General features: G+C 60.6%; 25 protein-coding genes. 11 read left to right on the top strand and 14 right to left on the bottom strand.

The annotated features are described in order from the left end of the window. Positions 1-10 precede the first annotated feature (10 nt). Positions 11-190, top strand: coding sequence for a hypothetical protein (locus ACW55A_RS26430; RefSeq protein ID WP_003369861.1), 180 nt, complete (start codon positions 11-13; stop codon positions 188-190). A gap of 137 nt (positions 191-327) precedes the next feature. Further along, positions 328-1,530, top strand: a complete 1,203-nt coding sequence (locus ACW55A_RS26435; RefSeq protein ID WP_054080875.1) for an MFS transporter — start codon at positions 328-330, stop codon at positions 1,528-1,530. Positions 1,531-1,908: 378 nt separating this feature from the next. On the opposite strand, the gene arfB is transcribed toward ACW55A_RS26435, so the two are convergent. The 8 genes from arfB to ACW55A_RS26475 form a co-directional block, all read right to left on the bottom strand. After that, a complete protein-coding gene (arfB, locus tag ACW55A_RS26440; protein ID WP_003314723.1) occupies positions 1,909-2,322 on the bottom strand; it encodes an alternative ribosome rescue aminoacyl-tRNA hydrolase ArfB in 414 nt (137 codons plus the stop codon). 31 nt (positions 2,323-2,353) lie between these two features. Continuing rightward, positions 2,354-3,763 carry an amino acid permease gene (locus ACW55A_RS26445; protein ID WP_054080874.1) on the bottom strand — a complete coding sequence of 470 codons (1,410 nt, stop codon included), beginning with the start codon at positions 3,761-3,763 and terminating at the stop codon, positions 2,354-2,356. A gap of 271 nt (positions 3,764-4,034) precedes the next feature. After that, entirely contained in the window at positions 4,035-5,264 is a 1,230-nt protein-coding gene (gene rluB, locus ACW55A_RS26450; protein ID WP_003314721.1) for a 23S rRNA pseudouridine(2605) synthase RluB, read from the bottom strand. A gap of 184 nt (positions 5,265-5,448) precedes the next feature. After that, a complete protein-coding gene (locus ACW55A_RS26455) occupies positions 5,449-5,640 on the bottom strand; it encodes a DUF1289 domain-containing protein (protein ID WP_002554453.1) in 192 nt (63 codons plus the stop codon). Positions 5,641-5,944: 304 nt separating this feature from the next. Then, positions 5,945-6,712 (bottom strand): SMC-Scp complex subunit ScpB, encoded by a 768-nt coding sequence (gene scpB, locus ACW55A_RS26460; RefSeq protein WP_455809556.1) that lies wholly within the window; start codon positions 6,710-6,712, stop codon positions 5,945-5,947. 15 nt (positions 6,713-6,727) lie between these two features. Next, positions 6,728-7,546, bottom strand: coding sequence for a segregation and condensation protein A (locus tag ACW55A_RS26465; protein WP_003434526.1), 819 nt, complete (start codon positions 7,544-7,546; stop codon positions 6,728-6,730). Then, positions 7,546-8,175 (bottom strand): L-threonylcarbamoyladenylate synthase, encoded by a 630-nt coding sequence (locus ACW55A_RS26470; RefSeq protein ID WP_003434523.1) that lies wholly within the window; start codon positions 8,173-8,175, stop codon positions 7,546-7,548. The genes ACW55A_RS26465 and ACW55A_RS26470 overlap by 1 nt, the downstream gene beginning before the upstream one ends. A gap of 13 nt (positions 8,176-8,188) precedes the next feature. Then, positions 8,189-9,052, bottom strand: a complete 864-nt coding sequence (locus ACW55A_RS26475; protein ID WP_003369844.1) for a PHP domain-containing protein — start codon at positions 9,050-9,052, stop codon at positions 8,189-8,191. A gap of 65 nt (positions 9,053-9,117) precedes the next feature. Here ACW55A_RS26475 and ACW55A_RS26480 point away from each other — a divergent pair, with 65 nt between their 5' ends. The 6 genes from ACW55A_RS26480 to ACW55A_RS26505 all read left to right on the top strand — a co-directional run bounded on the left by ACW55A_RS26480 (position 9,118) and on the right by ACW55A_RS26505 (position 13,368). Then, positions 9,118-9,714 (top strand): septation protein A, encoded by a 597-nt coding sequence (locus tag ACW55A_RS26480; RefSeq protein ID WP_003314713.1) that lies wholly within the window; start codon positions 9,118-9,120, stop codon positions 9,712-9,714. A 1-nt stretch (position 9,715) separates the two neighbouring features. After that, entirely contained in the window at positions 9,716-10,015 is a 300-nt protein-coding gene (locus ACW55A_RS26485; RefSeq protein ID WP_003369841.1) for a YciI family protein, read from the top strand. A gap of 146 nt (positions 10,016-10,161) precedes the next feature. After that, the gene (locus ACW55A_RS26490) at positions 10,162-10,575 is read left to right on the top strand and encodes an SH3 domain-containing protein (RefSeq protein ID WP_060708066.1); all 414 of its coding nucleotides are present in this window, start codon (positions 10,162-10,164) and stop codon (positions 10,573-10,575) included. A gap of 7 nt (positions 10,576-10,582) precedes the next feature. Beyond that, positions 10,583-11,260, top strand: a complete 678-nt coding sequence (locus ACW55A_RS26495) for a response regulator transcription factor (RefSeq protein ID WP_003434516.1) — start codon at positions 10,583-10,585, stop codon at positions 11,258-11,260. A 186-nt stretch (positions 11,261-11,446) separates the two neighbouring features. Next, positions 11,447-11,932 carry a Spy/CpxP family protein refolding chaperone gene (locus tag ACW55A_RS26500; protein WP_003369834.1) on the top strand — a complete coding sequence of 162 codons (486 nt, stop codon included), beginning with the start codon at positions 11,447-11,449 and terminating at the stop codon, positions 11,930-11,932. Positions 11,933-12,018: 86 nt separating this feature from the next. Then, the gene (locus ACW55A_RS26505) at positions 12,019-13,368 is read left to right on the top strand and encodes a sensor histidine kinase (RefSeq protein WP_044309943.1); all 1,350 of its coding nucleotides are present in this window, start codon (positions 12,019-12,021) and stop codon (positions 13,366-13,368) included. Here the strand turns inward: ACW55A_RS26505 and ACW55A_RS26510 are convergent, their stop codons facing one another. Next, complete coding sequence (locus tag ACW55A_RS26510; protein WP_003369830.1) at positions 13,369-13,929, bottom strand: nitroreductase family protein; 561 nt, start codon at positions 13,927-13,929, stop codon at positions 13,369-13,371. A gap of 173 nt (positions 13,930-14,102) precedes the next feature. Here ACW55A_RS26510 and ACW55A_RS26515 point away from each other — a divergent pair, with 173 nt between their 5' ends. Beyond that, positions 14,103-15,557, top strand: a complete 1,455-nt coding sequence (locus ACW55A_RS26515; protein WP_003369828.1) for a TrkH family potassium uptake protein — start codon at positions 14,103-14,105, stop codon at positions 15,555-15,557. A 191-nt stretch (positions 15,558-15,748) separates the two neighbouring features. Then, positions 15,749-16,060 (top strand): Mpo1-like protein, encoded by a 312-nt coding sequence (locus ACW55A_RS26520; protein ID WP_003393857.1) that lies wholly within the window; start codon positions 15,749-15,751, stop codon positions 16,058-16,060. Between the two features lie 10 nt (positions 16,061-16,070). Here ACW55A_RS26520 and ACW55A_RS26525 read toward each other — a convergent pair whose 3' ends face one another. The 4 genes from ACW55A_RS26525 to ACW55A_RS26540 form a co-directional block, all read right to left on the bottom strand. Continuing rightward, positions 16,071-16,892 carry a UDP-2,3-diacylglucosamine diphosphatase gene (locus ACW55A_RS26525; RefSeq protein ID WP_003342638.1) on the bottom strand — a complete coding sequence of 274 codons (822 nt, stop codon included), beginning with the start codon at positions 16,890-16,892 and terminating at the stop codon, positions 16,071-16,073. A 92-nt stretch (positions 16,893-16,984) separates the two neighbouring features. After that, positions 16,985-17,287 carry an Rdx family protein gene (locus ACW55A_RS26530; protein ID WP_003369824.1) on the bottom strand — a complete coding sequence of 101 codons (303 nt, stop codon included), beginning with the start codon at positions 17,285-17,287 and terminating at the stop codon, positions 16,985-16,987. Between the two features lie 51 nt (positions 17,288-17,338). Continuing rightward, positions 17,339-18,163 (bottom strand): ABC transporter ATP-binding protein, encoded by an 825-nt coding sequence (locus tag ACW55A_RS26535; protein ID WP_498811815.1) that lies wholly within the window; start codon positions 18,161-18,163, stop codon positions 17,339-17,341. A gap of 4 nt (positions 18,164-18,167) precedes the next feature. After that, positions 18,168-19,025 carry an ABC transporter permease gene (locus tag ACW55A_RS26540; RefSeq protein WP_248685635.1) on the bottom strand — a complete coding sequence of 286 codons (858 nt, stop codon included), beginning with the start codon at positions 19,023-19,025 and terminating at the stop codon, positions 18,168-18,170. Between the two features lie 257 nt (positions 19,026-19,282). Here ACW55A_RS26540 and ACW55A_RS26545 point away from each other — a divergent pair, with 257 nt between their 5' ends. Further along, positions 19,283-20,371: an LLM class flavin-dependent oxidoreductase gene (locus tag ACW55A_RS26545; RefSeq protein WP_046719154.1), complete on the top strand. Its 1,089-nt coding sequence runs from the start codon at positions 19,283-19,285 to the stop codon at positions 20,369-20,371. 65 nt (positions 20,372-20,436) lie between these two features. Here ACW55A_RS26545 and ACW55A_RS26550 read toward each other — a convergent pair whose 3' ends face one another. After that, entirely contained in the window at positions 20,437-21,342 is a 906-nt protein-coding gene (locus tag ACW55A_RS26550) for a LysR family transcriptional regulator (RefSeq protein WP_003434494.1), read from the bottom strand. Positions 21,343-21,511: the final 169 nt, after the last annotated feature.

Below are 21,511 nucleotides of genomic sequence, written 5' to 3' on the forward strand. Positions count from 1 at the left end.
GCAGATTTTTATGAGCGACTTCACTGAAACGCAAGCCAGCGCCCTGATTGGCACCGCCGAGAAAATGATCGAAATCTGGTCACGCCTCAGCCCGGAAAAACAGAGCGCCCTGCTCGCCCGCTTCGGTACTCAGGAAAACGCCCTGGCCGCCCTCGTGACCACACACCTTGTGGCACCCAGGCACGAATAACCTTCCATTCACGTTTATTTCAATCTGTTGCACCTGCATCACCCGATGCATCGGTATGATGAGCACTTCGAGAGCTTGCTAAGGGTTTTTCCCTGCCCGCTCGAACGCCATGCCCGCACAGAATGAAAGCCCGCCCCATGTCCGAGACACCGAAAAACACACCGCAAACCCCGATGGCCGTTACCCTGACCGTCGTTTCCATTGTGATGTTCACCTTCATCGGCTACCTGAACATCGGCATTCCCCTCGCCGTTCTGCCCGGCTACGTCCACAGTGATCTGGGCTTCGGTGCAGTCATCGCAGGACTGGTCATCAGCGTGCAATACCTGGCCACGCTGATCAGTCGGCCCTGGGCAAGTCGCATCATCGACAATCTGGGCAGCAAGAAGGCCGTGCAGATCGGGCTGACCGGCTGCGGGCTGAGCGGTGTGTTCATGCTGGTGCCGGTATGGCTGGACAGTTGGCCGATGGCGAGCCTGGTGATTCTGCTGATTGGCCGGGTGATCCTCGGTGCCGCGGAAAGCCTGGTCGGTTCGGGTTCGATTGGCTGGGGCATAGGCCGGGTCGGCGCGCAGAACACCGCCAAGGTCATTTCCTGGAATGGTATCGCCAGCTACGGCGCGCTGGCCATTGGTGCGCCATTAGGTGTGTGGATGGTTGACGAACTCGGCCTGTGGACAGTGGGCGTGAGCATCATGCTGCTGTGCGCGCTGGGGCTTTACCTGACGTGGCACAAAGAGCCCGCGCCGATTGTGCAGGGTGAGCGACTGCCGTTCATGCATGTGCTGGGGCGAGTGTTTCCGCATGGCATGGGCCTCGCGCTGGGCGGTATCGGTTTCGGCACTATCGCGACGTTCATCACCCTGTATTACGCCAGCAACCACTGGCCGAATGCCGCACTGTGCCTGACGCTGTTTGGCGGCAGCTTCATCGCCGCGCGCCTGCTGTTCGGCAACCTGATCAATCGCCTGGGCGGCTTTCGAGTGGCGATTGTCTGTCTGTCGGTGGAAAGCCTGGGCCTGTTGCTGCTGTGGCTGGCACCCACTCCAAACCTGGCACTGGCTGGCGCGGCGCTGACCGGTTTCGGGTTCTCGCTGGTGTTCCCGGCGCTGGGTGTGGAAGCGGTCAATCTGGTCCCGGCGTCAAGCCGAGGCGCAGCAGTAGGCGCTTATTCGCTGTTCATCGACCTGTCACTGGGCATCACCGGGCCACTGGCAGGCGCGATTGCTGCCGGCTTCGGCTTCGTCTCGATCTTCCTGTTCGCGGCACTGGCGTCACTTACCGGGCTGGCGTTGAGCGTTTATCTGTACAAGCAGGCGCAGGTGTTGCGCCAGCGATGATCGGTGCTCATAGCCATACAGGCCGTCAAGAGCCCGGAAAGCGGAATTTTCAGGCTTCTGCCCGCAAGGCGTGGGAGCGAACTTGTTCGCGAAGACATTGTTTTGAACGCTAAATTTTTTGCGACGGCACGGGCCCTTTCGCGAACAAGTTCGCTCCTACGTTCGAGCGTAGGCGCCGGTTCGCTCCTACGTTCTAACGTGGGCGGGAGGGCTCTTGTGGGAGCGAACTTGTTCGCGAAGGCATTGTTTTGAACGCTAAATTTTCTGCGACGGCACGGGCCCTTTCGCGAACAAGTCCGCACGGCCGGCGGCCAGAATCAAGAGCGGACTTATGTATAGCGCTAAGCGCTCCGGCGTGGCACGAGACTGAAAAACACTTCAGAAATCCACTTTCCCGCGTCCGGCCTTGATCGAGCCGCGTTTGCTCTTGGACTCCAGACGTCGGGTCTTGGAGCCGAGAGTCGGGCGGGTCGGGCGGCGCTTCTTTTCGACCTTGGCCGCGTTGACGATCAGCTCACTCAAACGCAGCAACGCATCGGCACGGTTCTGCTCCTGGGTTCGATACTGCTGGGCCTTGAGCACGATCACACCGTCGCTGGTAATCCGGCTGTCACTCAACGCCAACAGCCGTTCCTTGTAGAACGGCGGCAGCGACGAGGCATTGATGTCGAAACGCAAATGCACGGCGCTGGAGACCTTGTTGACGTTCTGCCCTCCTGCGCCCTGGGCACGGATAGCAGTCAATTCGATCTCGGCGTCGGGCAGATGGACGTTGTTGGAAATCACCAGCATCGGGTTATCTTCTTCTCGGCAACGGGCAAGGCTACTTGCCGGACTGGGCAGGCACGATAACGCTACGCCTGTTTTTGGCCCGGTAACAGACCCACATCACCGCCAGCCAGACCGGTATCGCGTACACCGATATGCGGATTCCGGGGATCATCAGCATGATGCCGAGGATAAACACCACAAACGCCAGGCACACATAGTTGCCGTAGGGATACCACAGCGCCTTGAACAGCGGCACTTGCGCGGTCCGATTCATGTGCTGGCGGAATTTCAGGTGCGAGTAGCTGATCATCGCCCAGTTGATCACCAGCGTGGCCACCACCAGCGACATCAACAGTTCCAGCGCCTGCTGCGGCACGAAATAGTTGAGCAGCACCGCAACCAGTGTCACCGCGGCAGAGGCGAAAATCGCCTTGACCGGCACCCCGCGCCTGTCGACCTGGGCCAACGCCCTGGGTGCATCGCCCTGCTCGGCCATGCCCACCAGCATGCGGCTGTTGCAGTAGGTGCCGCTGTTGTACACAGACAGTGCCGCTGTGAGCACCACGAAGTTAAGAATATGCGCCGCCGTGTCACTGCCCAGCATCGAGAACACCTGCACGAACGGGCTGCCGCTGTAGGAATCGCCAGACGCATTGAGACTGGCCAGCAGGCTGTCCCAGGGCGTCAGCGACAACAGCACCACCAGCGCGCCGATGTAGAAAATCAGGATGCGGTAGATGACCTGGTTGATTGCCTTGGGGATCACGGTCTTCGGCTGTTCGGCTTCGGCAGCGGTGAAACCGAGCATCTCCAGCCCGCCGAAGGAGAACATGATGATTGCCAGCGCCATCACCAAGCCGCCGACGCCGTTAGGGAAAAACCCGCCATGCTCCCAGAGGTTAGTCACCGAGGCCTGCGGGCCACCGCTGCCACTGACCAGCATGTAACTGCCCAGCGCGATCATGCCGATGATCGCCACCACCTTGATGATCGCGAACCAGAACTCGGTCTCGCCGAACACCTTGACGTTGGTCAGGTTGATGGCATTGATCAGCACGAAGAAGGCCGCTGCGGATACCCAGCCCGGGATGTCCGGCAACCAGTAATGGATGTATTTGCCGACGGCGGTCAACTCGGACATGCCGACCAAAATGTACAGCAGCCAGCAATTCCAGCCCGACAGGAACCCGGCGAAACCGCCCCAGTAGTTGTGCGCGAAGTGGCTGAACGACCCGGCGACCGGCTCTTCGACGATCATCTCGCCCAGCTGGCGCATGATCATGAAGGCGATGAAGCCGCAGATGGCATAACCGAGAATCATCGACGGCCCGGCTGATTTCAGCACGCCCGCCGAGCCGAGAAACAGGCCCGTCCCGATGGCACCGCCCAAGGCGATCAACTGGATGTGTCGATTCTTCAGGCCGCGTTTCAGTTCGCCCGAGGGTGAGGTTGTTTCACTCATTCAATAGCCACCTGATCGATCTTGTGCTGTGACGAAATAGAACCTGCTGCGCTTGTGACGCAACAGAATTGCAGCGTTCGAGGCGGATGGCCCAGAGCGTTGAACAGCACTGTTTCACAGAAAAAAGCGCAGCATTGTACACAGGCATTCCGGCTGAGGTTCAAAACCGGAAGGTCGATGCGTGACCGCAGTGTGACAGCGCTTTTCAGAGCGCCGAAAACGACAACGCCAGCCCTGTGGACTGGCGTTGCCATTCATTCACACCGAGCGATCACTCAGGCTTGCGACGACCGAAGCCTGGACGCTGACCTGAACCTGCCGGTGGGCCACGACGTTTGCCTGACGGCGCATCATCGTTGACCAGCTTGATGCCGACACGCTTCGGGCCCGGCTTGGCCGGACGCTTGTTCATGTCGCTCGGACGCTCGGCGACCGGCGTACCACGGCTGTTGTCGGCCGGACGCGGCGCGCGTGAACCGGGCTTGCCCGAATCCTTGCGCGGCGAAGGACGCTGAGTCGAATCGCCACCGCGCGGACGATCGCGCTCGCTGCCGGTGATCTGCGGCTGACGCGGTGCGCGTTCGCCGCCGGTCGCCGGAGCACCAGCCGCCGGACGCAACGTACGAACACGCTCGCCTTTGCCCAGAGGGCGCGACGATTGACGCTGCAGACGCTCCATTTTGTCTTTGGTCTTGGCATTCATCTGCGGCTGGGCCACAGGTTGCAGACCAACTTCAGCTGCCAGAATATCGACTTCGTACTGGCTCATTTCGCGCCAGCGGCCCATCGGCAGGTCGGAGTTGAGGAACACCGGTCCGTAACGCACGCGCTTCAGGCGGCTGACCACCAGCCCCTGGGATTCCCAGAGACGACGCACTTCGCGGTTACGGCCTTCCATCACCACGCAGTGATACCAGTGGTTGAAGCCTTCGCCGCCCGGTGCCTGCTGGATATCGGTGAAGCGTGCAGGACCGTCTTCGAGAATCACGCCATTCTTGAGGCGCAGCAGCATGTCGTCATCGACTTCGCCACGCACACGAACCGCGTATTCACGGTCCATTTCAAACGACGGGTGCATCAGGCGGTTGGCGAGTTCACCGTCGGTGGTGAACATCAGCAGGCCGGTGGTGTTGATGTCGAGACGACCGATGTTGATCCAGCGGCCTTCCTTCGGACGCGGCAGACGATCGAACACGGTCGGACGGCCTTCCGGGTCGTCACGGGTGCAGATTTCACCATCGGGCTTGTTGTACATGATGACGCGACGGACCGTTTCGGCCGCTTCTTCGCGCTTGATGACGCGACCGTCGACACTGATGGCGTCATGCAGGTCGACGCGTTGACCGAGGGTCGCGTCCTTGCCGTTGACCTTGATACGGCCTTGGGTAATCCAGGCTTCCACGTCACGGCGTGAACCCACGCCAATGCGCGCCAGAACCTTCTGCAGCTTTTCGCCTGCGGGTCCGATTTCCTGGCTGTCCTGCTTGTCTTTTTCACTCATCTGGGCACCTCCCGGTGTGTCGAATCAGGGCTGGCCGAGAACCGGCAAGACCTGTGCCCGGCGCGCTGTGGATAGCGGCAAGGCGAAATACTTGAAAGCCCGGGCGACACTTGATCGCCGAGGGTCGGCCATCATACGCCCCTGCGCCGGTTTACGCATCCGGCGTCAACGGCAAATGCCCGAATCACTTCTTCTTTTTACGACCGGCGGTCTTGAGCTTGGCCAGCCTCTTTGCAGACTCCTCGAGCACCGTGCGCTTGTCGTCCTTGTCGAGTTTCTTCCAGGCCTTGATTTCGCGCTTGCTGCGGCCGCATCCCAGACAAATGTCATCATCGAACTTGCACAGGCTGATGCAGGGGTTCTTGGTCGAACTCATGGGCAGCGAATCTCATGGCGAGTGGTATCAGATGTGACCCTGGGCTGGCGTATGAATTCGACCGAAATGCGCTGGGCGTTGGCACGACAGTCCTGATTATCGTTCTGCACGCTCCAGGACGAGGTATCAAGAGGACGCAGAGCGCTCATGGCTACATACAGGTCATGTGGGAGCGAGCTTGCTCGCGAAAGGGCCCGTACAGAATCCGAAAATAGCGAGCCTGCACCATCGCCTTCGCGAGCAAGCTCGCTCCCACGAGACTTGCGTACCACGCTGAACGCTTCAGCGTGGGAGCGCGAGTCAATCAGACCTCATCGTCGCCTTTGTCGTCTTCAGGCTCTGGCTCCGCGCGCAGCAGGTCGTCGAAGTCGGTCTTGAGGCCCTGCTCCATCGAGTCCAGTTCCACAAGCAGGCTGCGGAAGCTGGTTTCGTCACGCGGGGCTTCCGGCTCTGCGTCCGGGGCGAGGCTGGCGTCGGCCAGGGCTTGCAGGTGCGAAGGCACCGGTGCCTCTTCGAAATCCAGCACCGGCTCGGTTTCCATCTCGCGCAGGTCGGCCAGCGGCGGCAGCTCGTCGAGGCTTTTGAGATTGAAGTGGTCGAGAAAGCCTTTGGTGGTCGCGAACATGGCCGGTTTACCGGGCACATCCCGGTAGCCCACCACACGAATCCACTCGCGCTCGAGCAGAGTCTTGACGATGTGGCTGTTGACCGCGACACCACGGACATCTTCGATCTCGCCCCGCGTGATCGGCTGGCGGTAAGCGATCAGCGCGAGGGTCTCCAGCATGGCTCGGGAGTAACGCTGCGGCCGCTCTTCCCACAACCGCCCGACCCACGGCGAGAAGCGGTCACGAATCTGCAGGCGATAACCCGATGCCACTTCCTTGAGCTCGAAGGCGCGCCCCTCACAGGACTTGCGCAACACCTCGAGTGCCTTTTTGAACACCGGAGGCTCAGGGCGCTCACCTTCCTCGAACAACTCATACAGGCGCTCCAGCGTCTGCGGTTTTCCGGAGGCCAGCAGAAATGCTTCAAGCAGCGGGGCCAGTTCGCGGGGTTCGTTGAGGTTCATGGGTGTGTTCTTGCTCTACTCGGCTCGCGCCCGGACATGGATCGCCGCAAAGGGCTCGTTTTGGACCAGTTCGACAAGTGACTCCTTGACCAGCTCAAGCACCGCCATGAACGTCACGACCACACCCAGACGCCCCTCTTCGGCGGTAAACAGCTCGGCGAACGGCACAAAACCGCCGCCCTTGAGACGTTCCAGGACATCGCTCATGCGCTCGCGGGTGGACAGTGCCTCGCGGCTGACCTGGTGGCTTTCGAACATGTCGCCACGGTGCAGTACTTCGGCCATCGACATCAGCACTTCTTCAAGGCTGACATCCGGCAGCAACTTGCGTGCGCGGGCTTCGGGAGCGTCCAGTTTCGGCACGATGACATCGCGGCCCACCCGGCTCAGCCCGTCAATACCCTCGGCGGCGACCTTGAAGCGTTCGTATTCCTGCAAGCGGCGAATCAGCTCGGCGCGAGGATCGCCTTCTTCCTCTTCGACTTCCGCCGAGCGCGGCAACAGCATGCGCGATTTGATCTCGGCCAGCATGGCGGCCATGACCAGATACTCGGCAGCCAGCTCCAGGCGCACGGTTTTCATCAGCTCGACGTAACCCATGTACTGCTTGGTGATCTCGGCAACAGGGATATCGAGGATATCGATGTTCTGTTTGCGGATCAGGTACAACAGCAGGTCAAGCGGGCCTTCGAACGCTTCGAGAAAGACCTCCAGCGCGTCGGGCGGGATGTACAGGTCGAGCGGCATCTGCGTGACAGCACGCCCGTAGACCAGCGCGAACGGCAGTTCCTGCTGGGCGTCTGCCTGGCTGTCCACTGCCTCGACGGCTGTCATCAGGCACGTTCACCGAACGGCGTCGGATCACCACAGCCGACCCGAACGACCTGAGGTTCACCCTCGGCCAGGTTAATGACCGTGGACGCCGAAATACCGCCGATACCGCCGTCGATGATCAGGTCGACCTGATGCTCGAGAATCTGGCGCATCTCGTAGGGATCGCTGAGCGGCACGCTGTCGCCCGGCATGATCAGGCTGACGCTCATCAGCGGCTCACCCAATTGCTCCAGCAGGGCCTGGGCGATGGGATGGCTTGGCACCCGCAGGCCGATGGTGCGGCGCTTGGGGTGCAGCACCAGGCGCGGCACCTCGCGGGTGGCATTGAGAATGAAGGTGTAGGGCCCGGGCGTGTGCGCCTTCAGTGCACGGAACGCGCCGGTGTCGACCTTGGCAAACAGCCCCAGCTGCGACAGGTCGCAGCACATCAGAGTGAAGTTGTGCTTGTCGTCCAGCTGACGCAGGCGGCGGATGCGCTCGATGGCGCTCTTGTCGCCGATCTGGCAGCCCAGTGCATAGGACGAATCTGTCGGGTACACCACCAGCCCGCCGGCCTTGATGATTTCAGCGGCCTGTTTGATCAGGCGCGGCTGCGGGTTTTCCGGATGGACCTGGAAAAATTGACTCACGATTACTTCCTGTTCAGACGGCGGCAGTAGGCTGTTCATGTTTGAATCTGCACCACAAAGGCGGTAGATCTTCAGGCACGGGACGATAAGTACCGATCTCGCCCCAGGTGCCAGGACCGTGGAAGTCGCTGCCGGCAGAGACCAGCAGACCGAACTCGCGTGCAAGGATGGCCAGGGTTCCGACCTGATCGGCAGGCTGCATGCCATTGACCACTTCTATGGCGTGCCCACCGGCCTGGACGAAATCGCCGACCAGTTTACGCCGTTTGCTGCGGGTAAAGTCATAATGTGAAGGATGCGCAAGGCTGACCCACGCACCCGACGCCCGCAAGGTGGCGACCGTGTCCTCCAGCGTCGGCCAGTGCTGCTTCACATCGCCCAGTTTGCCCGCCCCCAGCCATTTGCGAAATGCCTCGGCGCGATCCTTGACGAAACCCGAGCGCACCATGAAGTCGGCAAAGTGCGGACGCGCAGGCGCATTACCGCTGTCACCCAGCTCCTGCTGAATCGCGCGAGCGCCTTCCAGCGCGCCAGGCATACCTTTGATCGCCAATTTACGGCTGATTTCTTCCGCACGCAGCCAGCGTCCTTCATGCAAACGGCCGATGGCTTCGGTCAGCGCCGGGGCCTGGGTATCGAATCCGTAACCCAGAATATGGATGGTCGCGCCGCCCCAGGTGCAGGACAGCTCCACCCCGTTGACCAGTTGCATACCCAATGAATGCGCCGCCGCACGGGCCTCTTCAAGCCCTTCGAGGGTATCGTGGTCGGTCAGCGAAAGGACGCGCACGCCGTTTTCATGAGCACGCGCAACCAGTGCCATAGGCGAGAGCGCCCCGTCGGAAGCGGTGCTGTGGCAGTGCAGGTCTACATTCATAGTGATGCTTTCGTGTTCATTGATGTTTGTTATTATGCCGCCACATCCTGCTTCTGGCTGCCATTGTGAAACAATTCATCGACTTCATCCCGCTGCTCCTGTTCTTCATCGTTTACAAAACCGAGCCGCGTGCCGTGGATATCCTCGGCAATACCTATATGGTAGGCGGCATTTTCAGTGCAACGGCGATGCTGATCATCAGTTCGGTGGTGGTCTACGGCATTCTCTACGTCAAACAACGCAAGCTGGAAAAAAGCCAATGGCTCACGCTGGTGGCGTGCCTGGTGTTCGGCAGCCTGACCCTGGCCTTCCACAGCGAAACCTTCCTGAAATGGAAAGCCCCGGTGGTCAACTGGCTGTTTGCCGTCGCCTTCGCCGGCAGTCATTTCATCGGCGACCGTCCGCTTATCCAGCGCATCATGGGTCATGCACTGACCCTGCCGGCAGCGATCTGGACCCGGCTCAACATCGCCTGGATCATATTCTTCCTGTTCTGTGGCGCAGCCAACCTGTATGTGGCCTTCACTTATCAGGAATTCTGGGTCGACTTCAAAGTATTCGGCAGCCTGGGCATGACCCTGATCTTCCTGGTCGGCCAGGGAATCTACCTGTCACGCCACCTGCACGATACCGCTCCCAATACGACCAAATCCGAGGACTGACATGCTCTACGCAATCATCGCCACCGACGTCGAAAACTCGCTGGAAAAACGCCTCAGCGTTCGCCCGGCGCACCTCGATCGCCTCAACGCGCTCAAGGATGAAGGCCGTCTGGTGCTGGCCGGTCCACACCCGGCAGTCGACAGCAACGACCCCGGCGCTGCCGGTTTCAGCGGCAGCCTGATCGTTGCCGAGTTCGAATCGCAAAGCGCCGCCAAGACGTGGGCCGAAGCCGATCCATTTGTTGCCGCTGGCGTCTATGCCAACGTCGTGGTCAAGCCGTTCAAGCAAGTCCTGCCCTAATCCCCGCCCTCCGACAACACTTGCACGCCCTGCTTCCAGCGAAGCAGGGCCGTCCTGCCGCCCCGCCCTTCATTCATCATTCCCGCCTGCCTGCCGATAACCTGCTCAATGTGCGAATTTACACGGCTCGGTAAAAGGGAGTTCAGATGCGTTCAGCGACGTGGTGTCTGTTGGCGATATTGATGGCGGCGAGTGTGCAGGTAAACGCCGAGACGGTCGGTGAAGGTGGCGCAGTACAGCCTTTGCATCAGCCCGGCACCGCCAGCCAGATGGCCGACCTCCAGGTGCGTCTCAAGGACAGCGAGCGGCAGCGCGAAGAATTGACCCGGCAGTTACAGAACGCCGATCCGGAACGCAACAACGCCTTGCTGACACGTTTGCGTCAGGAGAACCAAAAGCTCAAGTTGCAGCTCAAAGAAGCACTGTCCGCAGCGCCCCCGCGCCTGCTGACCGAGCAGCAACAATGGTTCATCGCAGGCGGTGGCGTTGCGATGTTCGCCCTTCTGTGCGGTATATTGGTCAGCGGTTGGCGTAGGCAACGTCGGCAGTGGCTAAATTGAGTGAGTCATGAGCGAGCTGTTACTAATTGATGATGATCAGGAACTGTGCGAACTGCTGAGCAGTTGGCTGAGCCAGGAAGGCTTTCAGGTGCGCGCCTGTCACGACGGGACCAGCGCGCGTCAGGCATTGGCCGACGCCGCACCCGCTGCCGTGGTGCTGGACGTGATGCTGCCTGACGGCAGCGGTCTGGAGTTGCTCAAGCAATTACGTGCCGACCACCCCGACCTGCCGGTGGTCATGCTCTCGGCACGCGGCGAGCCGCTGGACCGCATTCTGGGTCTTGAACTGGGCGCTGACGATTACCTGGCAAAGCCCTGCGACCCTCGCGAACTCACTGCCCGCCTGCGCGCCGTGCTGCGCCGCAGTCATCCGGTCGCATCATCCAGCCAGCTCGAACTGGGCGACCTGACCTTCAGCCCGATGCGCGGTGTGGTCAGTGTCGACGAAAAGGAGCTGACCCTCACAGTGTCCGAAAGCCGCCTGCTGGAAGCGCTGATGCGCCAGCCCGGCGAACCGCTGGACAAGCAGGAACTGGCGCAACTGGCCCTGGGCCGCAAACTGACCCTGTACGACCGCAGTCTGGACATGCACGTCAGCAACCTGCGCAAGAAAATCGGCCCGCACGCCGATGGCCGCCCACGCATCGTCGCGCTGCGCAGCCGCGGCTATTACTACGCGCTTTGAGTCGCTTCACGTGGCAAGCCTGACGCAGCAAGCTGAAAGCCCGGCGCTTCTGGCGTGTAGCCTTAAGCTGACAACTTGCAACGGTCTCCTTACACAAGCTTTACCAAGCGCTGACTGCGCTTGACCTTGATCTCCCTAAACTGGGCTCATCGGCATCGAGCCGCACTAGAGACAAGGAGATACACAATGCGCAAGACCCTGATCGCTTTGATGTTTGCCACTGCCCTGCCGACCATTGCCATGGCCGCACCACCAGCGCCACCTGCCGGTGGCCCGGATGCTGACGCACCTGCCATGCACATGGATCGCGATGACCGCGGCCCTGGCCCTGGCCCACGTATGGATCGCGGCCCTGGCCCGATGGGACCGATGGCCGAGCTGGACCTGACACGTGAACAGCGTCAGCAGATCGAACGCTTGATGCGCGAGCAACGGCACGAGCGTCGCGAAATCACTCAAAGCTACCTGGAAAAAATGCCTGCTGCCGACCAGAAAGCAATGCACGACGAAATCGAAGCCAAACGCTCCAAGACCGACAGCGAAGTTCGTGCACTGCTGAGGCCTGACCAGCAGAAGCTGTTTGACGAGATCAAGAAGAAAGAAGATGAGCGTCGCGCCGAATGGGCCGAGTTCAAGGCCTGGAAAGCGGCAAAAGCAGCAAAAACGCTGTAACCATCAGGCCTCGCGGCCCGATGAGCTGAACACAACCCGGCATGCACGCGCATGCCGGGCTTTTTTACTGAGACCGAGGAAATCCCGTGCGTTCATTGTTCTGGCGAATCCTGGCCAGCTTCTGGCTGGCCATCGCTCTGGTAGGCGGCCTGTCGGTGCTCATGGGGCACATGCTCAATCAGGATGCGTGGATCCTCAGTCGTCACCCGGTGCTCAACTCGTTACCCGAACAGTGGACGCAACGCTTCGAGGACAAGGGCGCGGATAACGCTCAGGAATTTCTTCAGGACATCAAACGTCGCAATCGTATCGACACACAAGTGCTCAGCGACAGCGGCGAGCCGATGGTGCGTGGCACCTTCCCGCCGCGCGCCGCAGCTCTGGAAGCGCGGCAGCGGGAAGACGACGATCAGGGGCGCAAACTGCCCTGGCGCCGTCTGGCCACCGAGTACAGCAGCCCGAAGACCGGCGAAACCTACCTGTTCATCTACCGCGTTCCGCACCCGGAGCTCGACGAATGGCACCGTCAGAGTCTGATGTGGCCGCTGAGCGCGCTGGGCATTGCGCTGGTGGTGCTGACCCTGTTCAGCCTGTTCGTGACGCTGTCGATTACACGACCGCTGAGTCGCCTGCGCGGTGCAGTGCACGACTTGGGGCAAACCAGCTATCAACAGCACAGCCTCGGACAGCTGGCCAACCGGCGTGACGAGTTCGGCGTGCTGGCCAAGGACTTCAACCGCATGGGCGCGCGCCTGCAAAGCCTGATCGGCAGTCAGCGCCAGTTGCTGCGCGATGTGTCTCATGAATTGCGCTCACCGCTGGCCCGATTGCGCATCGCCCTGGCGCTGGCTGAACGTGCCGAGCCTGCCGAGCGTGAAAAGCTCTGGCCACGGTTGGGCCGTGAGTGTGACCGGCTGGAGGCGCTGATCAGCGAGATCCTGGCCCTGGCGCGCCTCGACGCCGAGCTTCGCGGCCCTGAGCCTGTCGACCTCGAAGCGCTGCTGCAGCGCCTGAAGAACGACACCCAACTGGACGGTATCGACCAGAACATTCGCGTCGAGGTGCAGGACAGCCTGCAGTTCAAAGGCTGGCCGGACATGATCGAACGTGCGCTGGACAACCTGCTGCGCAACGCGCTGCGCTTCAACCCCTCCGGTCAGCGCATCGATCTGCAGGCAACTCAGGTCGGCGATCACGTCCGTCTGAGCGTCCGCGATCATGGTCCGGGGGTTGCCGACGAACATCTGGCACAACTGGGCGAGCCTTTTTACCGCGCCCCCGGCCAGACCACGCCCGGTCACGGCCTGGGGCTGGCGATCGCCAAACGCGCAGCGGAGCGACATGGCGGCACCCTGATGCTGGGCAATCACCCGGAAGGCGGGTTTATCGCCACGCTGGATCTGCCCAGAGAGCCGCTCAGTTTATCGTCTGTCTGATCAGCCCTGCCACTCGCTGACAAACCCGCCCACATCGACTTTTGGCGCTTCGCGCGGCGGGTTCAGCGGGGTGCCCAGGTACAGAAAGCCGAGCACTTCTTCGCCGGCTTCAAGGCCGAAGCCCTTGGCCACCTGAGGCGCATAGGACAGCTCGCCAGTCCTCCAGACCGCACCGATACCCAGTGCATACGCTGCCAGCAACACGCCATGTGCGGCGCATCCGGCGGTGATCCGCTGTTCCGAGTGCGGGACTTTGAAGTGGTCCTGCAAGCGCGCGATCACGACCACCACCAAGGGTGCACGCAATGGGCCAAGACGGGCCTTTTCCAGCGCCTGCGGGGTAACTTCAGCGCCACTCTCCTGCAGCGCCTGCGCCAGCATCTCGCCCATGCGGTCACGGGCCGCGCCTTCGACCGTCAGAAAACGATACGGCTTGAGCTGTCCATGGTCCGGCGCGCGCAATGCAGCACCGAACAGGATTTCCCGCTGCGCAGCGTCCGGGGCCGGGTCGACCAGTCGTGGAACCGATACACGATTGAGCAAAACGTCGAGCGCCTGCATGGACTGTCTCCTTGAAAAGTGATCGAGCATTCTAGAGCCTGTTTAGCGTCAATAACGAGTGCGACGGACAATTCGTTACCTCTGCGCTCGCAGCCGGTCCTCGGCGGCGCCGGTTTACATGCCCTCAAGCGCAGGTAGAATGGCGCCTTTCCTCACACCAGCCAGAGCCTGTCATGTCGTTGCCGACCTTGCGTATCATCGGTTTCATTATCGGCATCTTCCTGATCACCCTGGCTGTCGCCATGATCGTGCCCATGGCCACGCTGGTCATCTACGACCGTTTCGAGGACCTGCGCGAATTCCTGTGGGCCAGCGCCATTACCTTTATCGCCGGCCTGGCGCTGGTGGTGCCCGGACGCCCCGACAACGTTCAGTTGCGCCCGCGGGACATGTACATGCTGACCGTCTCCAGCTGGATCGTGGTGTGCATTTTCGCCGCCCTGCCCTTTCTGCTGACCCAGCACATCAGTTACACCGACTCGTTTTTTGAAAGCATGTCGGGCATTACTGCCACCGGTTCGACAGTACTCAGCAACCTGGACAGCATGTCACCGGGCATTCTGATCTGGCGTTCGATGCTGCACTGGCTGGGCGGCATCGGCTTCATCGGTATGGCCGTGGCGATTCTGCCCTTGCTGCGCATCGGCGGCATGCGTCTGTTCCAGACCGAGTCCTCGGATCGCTCGGAAAAGGTCATGCCCCGCTCGCACATGGTGGCCAAGTTCATCGTGCTCGCCTACGTCGGCTTTACCGCGCTGGGCAGCCTGGCCTTCTGGGCGGCGGGCATGAGTCTGTTCGACGCGATCAACCATGCGATGTCGGCGATTTCCACCGGCGGCTTCTCCACGTCCGACCAGTCGCTGGCCAAATGGCCGCAACCGGCGGTGCACTGGGTGGCGATCGTGGTGATGATCCTCGGCAGTCTGCCCTTTACCCTGTATGTCGCCACCCTGCGCGGCAATCGCAAGGCGTTGATCAAGGATGAGCAGGTTCAGGGGCTGATCGGGCTGCTGTTGATCACCTGGCTGGTCATGACGGTCTGGTACGCCAACACCACGGACCTGCCGTGGACCGAGGCGCTGCGCCATGTCGCGCTGAACGTGACCTCGGTGGTGACGACGACGGGTTTTGCACTGGGTGACTACAGCCTGTGGGGCAATTTCTCGCTGATGCTGTTCTTTTATCTGGGCTTTATCGGCGGCTGTTCCGGCTCGACAGCGGGCGGCGTGAAGATCTTCCGTTTTCAGGTGGCCTACATTCTGCTCAAGACCAACCTCAATCAACTGATCCATCCGCGCGCGGTGATGAAGCAGAAATACAATGGCCATCGACTGGACGATGAGATCGTGCGCTCGATCCTGACCTTTTCGTTTTTCTTTACGATCACTATCTGTCTGATCGCGCTGATGCTGTCGCTGCTCGGGCTGGACTGGATGACGGCGCTGACCGGCGCGGCCAGTACGGTATCGGGTGTAGGGCCAGGGCTGGGTGAGGTCATCGGGCCAGCGGGCAATTTCTCTACCCTGCCGGATGCGGCCAAATGGATTCTGTCCGGCGGCATGCTGCTTGGCCGTCTGGAAATCATTACTGTGCTGGTGCTCTGTGTACCGGCATTCTGGCGGCATTGAGGTCTGGCTGGGCGTCGGAGCGGACCGAGCGACGCTTCGCTTATTCGCGAACACGGCATTTGGTTTATCGTTACCACGCGGAGCATTGGCACGATAGTCGTAAACATGAGCAGGACTCGAATACTCCACATCGGCACGACAGCCGGCTAAATTTGTGTATAACAATAAGAACCCACACGAGGACAGGCACCGTGGATACCATCAGGCGTTTTTCGAGCTTTGCCGAGTTCTATCCTTTCTATCTTGCCGAGCACAGCAGCGCTACCAGTCGGCGTCTGCATTTTGTCGGTACATCGCTGGTGATTTTCCTGCTGGCGTTTGGTGTGGGCAGCGGCCGCTGGGGGTTGTTGTGGCTGTTGCCGGTCGCGGGTTACGGCTTTGCCTGGGCCGGGCATTTCTTTTTCGAGAAGAATCGTCCGGCCACGTTCAAGCATCCGTTTTACAGTCTGCTCGGCGACTTCGTGATGTACCGCGACATGCTCCTGGGCAAGGTGCCGTTCTAGGCCGCTTGCTTCAGGCAAGCGTTTCGCTGGCGGGTTCCTCGACAGCAACCTGTTGCGCCTTCAAATGCGCATCCGCCAGACGGAACAGTTCGATGTTGCCGTCCAGGTGTTCGATCAGGGCGGTACAGGATTCGACCCAGTCGCCGCAGTTGAGGTATTCCACGCCGCCCACCTGACGGATTTCCGCATGGTGGATGTGCCCGCAGACCACCCCGTCCAGCCCGCGCTTCACGCATTCATGGGCGATGGCTTCCTCGAAATCGCTGATGAAATTCACCGCACTCTTGACCTTGTGCTTGAGGTACGCCGACAGCGACCAGTAGCCATAGCCGTACTTGGCGCGCCAGTGGTTGAGCCAGCGGTTGAGGGTCAGGGTGAATTCATAGGCCGAGTCGCCCAGAAAGGCCAGCCAGCGATGGTAACGGGTGATCACGTCGAACTGGTCGCCGTGAATGACCAGAAAGCGACGTCCATCGGCCGTCACGTGTTCGACTTCGTCGACCAGTTGGATGTTGCCCAGCACCAGCTTGGAGTAGCGGCGCAGGAATTCATCGTGATTGCCGGTGACGTAAATGACTTCAGTGCCGCGCTTGCTCATGGTCAGCAAGCGGCGAATCACGTTGGTGTGTGCTTGTGGCCAGTACATGCCGCCGCGCAGTTTCCAGCCATCGATGATGTCGCCGACCAGATACACCTTGTCAGCCTGATAGCGCTTGAGAAACGCGGAGAGGTGCTCGGCCTGGCAATCGCGCGTGCCCAGGTGAACGTCGGAAATCCACAAGGTGCGCACGCGTTGTTTGCGGCTGGGTGTGGCGAGCTGAGCACTGGTCATGTGACGACCTCCGGCAGGGTTTCCAGAAGAGTGGAGCATGCCGGTTAACCGAATGTGACACGTGCGTGGCGATGTCGTGACAGTCGCCTGTATTACTGAGCACTTTCCGGAGTATGGCGGTCGTTGTGGCCCAGATCGCGGGCCGGGTCGATCTGGTCACGCAGCCGCTGCTTGAGCACTTTGGCTTCGGGAAAGCCACCATCGGCCTTGCGTTCCCAGAGTTGTACGCCGTCGCAGGTAATGTGGAACACGCCGCCGGTGCCTGGCTGCAGCGAGACTTTACCCAGATCGTCGCTGAACGTGCTCAGCAGTTCTTGGGCCAGCCAGGCAGCGCGCAATAGCCATTGGCATTGAATGCAATAAGTGATGATGACTTCAGGTTTTTCGGCAGACATGGGCGTCCCCTTCGGAAATTCAGACGACCATGATACGCAGCGTGCGCCGAATCAACGAGCGTTGGCGAAGCGACGCAGCGCACTGAGGGTCACGTCCTGTTCCGGCGCTTGCGGAGCAGTATCGGCAGCCGCGTGCACCTTGACGCCCAGCAAGCCCAGCAAGCGGCTGCGAATCAGCTGGAACCCGGCCTGCCCGCTGTCACGCTGGCGCGGCAGGTCGACGCGAATGTAATCGGCAATCCTGCCATCGGCCAGCACGATGACACGGTCCGCGAGCAGGATCGCCTCATCGACATCGTGCGTCACCAACAGCACCGCCGGGGTGTGCTTGCGCCAGAGGTCGATGATCAGCTGATGCATGCGAATGCGCGTCAGGGCATCGAGTGCAGCGAAAGGCTCGTCGAGCAGCAACAGTTTTGGCTCACGGACCAGCCCCCGCGCCAGCGCCACACGCTGCGCTTCGCCACCGGACAAGGTGGCCGGAAAGGCATTCAGCCGATGCGCCAGGCCAACTTCGGTCAAGGCCGCTTCGGCCCGAGCCTTGGCATCGTTGATGCGCAGGCCGAGAACCACGTTTTTCCAGGCGCTTTTCCACGGCATCAGGCGCGGCTCCTGAAACACCGCCGCCCGCGCCACCGGCACACGCAGTTCGCCACTGTCGATCTCGTCCAGCCCGGCCAGGGTGCGCAGCAAGGTGGTCTTGCCAGAGCCACTGGCGCCGAGCAAGGCGACAAATTCACCTGGAGCAATGTCCAGATTCAGCCCGTCGATGACCCGTTGCCGGCCAAACTGACGCACCACGTTGCGCAGTTGCACAGGTGCCTGCCCTGCCTCGGGCGCGACAGTTGAAGTGTTGCGCAAATCGAGAGTCGCCATGTTTTCAATGCCTCACGAAGGTCGGCCGCCAGGCCAGCGCATAGCGCTCCAGCGTACGAATGATGCCGTCGATCACCAAGCCAAGGACGCTGTAGATCAACAGGCAGATAACGATTACATCAGTGCGCATGAAGTCCCGCGCATCGCTGGCCAGATAACCGATGCCAGCGGTGGTGTTGATTTGCTCGACAAAGACCAGGGCCAGCCACGAAATCCCCAGTGAATAACGCAGCCCGACAAAAAACGCAGGCAACGAGCCGGGCAGGATGACGTGCCAGATCAGCTCGCGGCGGCTCAGCCCGAGCGTGTTGGCAGCCTCGATCAGTTTCGGGTCGATATTGCGGATGCCGGAGAACAGGTTCAGGTACACCGGAAAGGTGGTGCCCATGACGATCAGCGCCACTTTGGTGAACTCGCCAATGCCGAACCAGAGGATGAACAGTGGCACCAGTGCCAGCGAGGGAATGGTGCGCATCATCTGCATGGGCGAGTCGAGAACGATTTCGCCGCGTCGGGAAAGCCCGGTCACCAGCGCAGCCACCACGCCAATACTGACGCCGATGCTCAAGCCCAACAGCGCCCGTTGCAATGAAACCCACAAGTGCTGAGCCAGTTCGCCCGAGACGATCATCGACCAGAGCGTACCGCCGATCTGCGACGGCGCGGCAATCACGCGGACTGGCAGCAGCCCGGTTTGTGAGGCCAGTTCCCAGAGCAGCAACAGCGCCAGCGGGCTGAGTAGGCGCAAGACAGAGCCCGGCACTTGCCAGCGCGGGCGACCCGGTTGCGAGGCGCGGCCCTGTGCGGGTTTATTGACCACCAGAAAACCGGGTTCCGCGGGGATGAGTGTTGTGTCAGACATGGGTACATCCTTCCTGGACAAATCGGGCAAGGCGCACCCGATGCATTATGAAGGCCATGTTATGAGCATAAGAACGTCACGTGAAATTCGATTTAGAACTAAGCTAATAGTTAAAATATTTGATCACCAGCCAATACTATAATGCATATTTTTTATAATTAACTTAGACCGAAATCGAATTTCACAGCGTCTGCTCCTTGCCTTTATGGTGCCTCTCGACAAGGTCGAACGGACCTCAACCATTGGCAGGAGTTTTCATGAGCATCGAATTCATTGGCTATATCGCCACGCAACCCGGTTCTGAAATCCACCCGCGCAACGGCGCGACCATCCAGCCCGACTACGTGAAGACCGTGGCCAAGGCTCATGAAGATGCCGGTTTTGATCGCGCACTGATCGCCTACCACTCCAACAGCCCGGACAGCACGCTGGTCGCAGCGCATGCCGCCAGCGTCACTACCAGACTGAAGTTCCTGGTCGCCCATCGCCCGGGCTTCATCGCCCCTACAGTGGCGGCACGGCAGTTCGCGACGCTGGACGTGTTCAATGGCGGCCGCACTGCCGTGCATATCATCACCGGCGGTGACGACAAGGAACTGCGTGCCGACGGCAGCCACATCGGCAAGGACGAACGCTACGCACGCAGCGACGAGTACCTCAGCGTGGTGCGTCAGGAATGGACCAGCGACAAGCCGTTCGATCATAACGGCACCTACTATCAGTTCGAGGGTGCGCACTCACTGGTCAAATCCCCGCAGCAGCCACATATCCCTCTGTACTTCGGCGGTTCCTCGGCAGCGGCAATTGCTGTGGCCGGCAAACACGCCGATGTCTATGCGTTGTGGGGCGAGACATACGAACAGGTCCGTGACGTGGTGAAACAGGTTCGCGCCGAAGCCGCCAGACATGGGCGGACCATTCGTTTCAGCCTGTCATTGCGTCCGATTCTGGCCGAGACCGAGGAACAGGCCTGGGCACGCGCCGACAGCATTCTGGAAAAGGCCAAGGCCCTGGCAGACCGCAACGGCTTCGTACGTCGCGAACCACCGAATGAAGGATCACGCCGTCTGCTGGCCGCCGCAGCACAAGGATCGCGCCTGGACAAGCGCCTGTGGACAGGCATTGCCGGCCTGCTCGGCGCCCAGGGCAATTCGACCTCGCTGGTCGGTACCCCGGAACAGGTCGCTGAAGCGCTGCTGGATTACTACGACCTGGGGATTACCACTTTCCTGATTCGCGGCTTCGATCCATTGGAAGATGCCATCGACTACGGCAAGAAGCTGATCCCGCTGACTCGCGCATTGGTGGCGCAGCGTGAACAGCAGGCTCGTGAACAGGTCGCCTGATTCAACCTATATCCTGCGGGCCGGTCTGACGCCCAGCGCCAGACCGCCTTCCCGCGATGCGGTGTTCAGGCGGCGGCCGAGACCGGCTTGAGCGACCGGGCCACCAGTGCGCCAAAGGCTTCGACCGGCGCTTGCAGGTTACCCAGGAAGCGCGGGTAGAACAGCCACAAGTCCATCACCGGCTTGAAGTCCTTGAGCGGCAACGCCACCAACTGCTCGCGGTGCGCGCTTCGTTCCAGCAACGGCCTGGGCACCAGGCCAAGCCCCATGCCATCGGCCACCAGCCCCAGTTGCAGCTCGGTGCCGAAGGTTTCCAGATTGACCTTCATGCTCAGGCCCTGATCGGTCAGCGTGCGCTGCAAACCTGCACGAAAGCCGCAACCGTCCGGATTCAGCACCCAGCCCTGCTCATAACAGTCTGCCAGCTTGCCGGGCTTTTTCGGCACCAGGCCCTTGGCGCAGACCACCACCAGCTCCATCTTGCCAATCGACTGACCAATGATGTTGTCCGGAAATATCTTGCCTGCCGGAAACAGTGCAGCCGCCGCATCCAGCTCGCCGTTTTCGATCTTGCCGATCAGATGACTGCCCCAACCGGTGCTGACCTGGGCGCGCAGATCGGGAAATTCCCCACGCAATTGCTTGAGCGCATCGAGCAGCACCACGTCACCGATGGTTTGTGGCACGCCCAGACGCAGCAGACCGCTGGGCGGCGTGTCACTGGCCACCAGCTCGCGCAACGAATCCATCTCGCGCAGGATTGCCAGGCACTTCTGGTACACCTGAAGACCCATCGGGGTCGGCTTGAGCGGCTTGGTATTGCGGTCGAACAGCTCGACCCCGAGGGCTTGCTCGAAATTCTGCACCCGGCGCGTGATGGCGGGCTGGGTCAGGTCCAGCGATTCAGCGGCGTGGCTGATCGACTGGCAGCGGATGACTGCAACGAACGCATCGATATCATCAATTTTCATTCGGACCGCACATAAAGAAGAGATTAAACATAGGGAAAAAGCATAGTACCAGCAGGCGCTCATGGATAGCCCGAGCGTAGATTTCGCGGATTACCACAAAGAAGTAAAAGACGTTTTCGTTATAACCTAATCATTAAAAAATAGCATATTAAATATCCATATTATGCTT

It is taken from the genome of Plantibacter cousiniae (nom. nud.), from assembly GCF_977070315.1.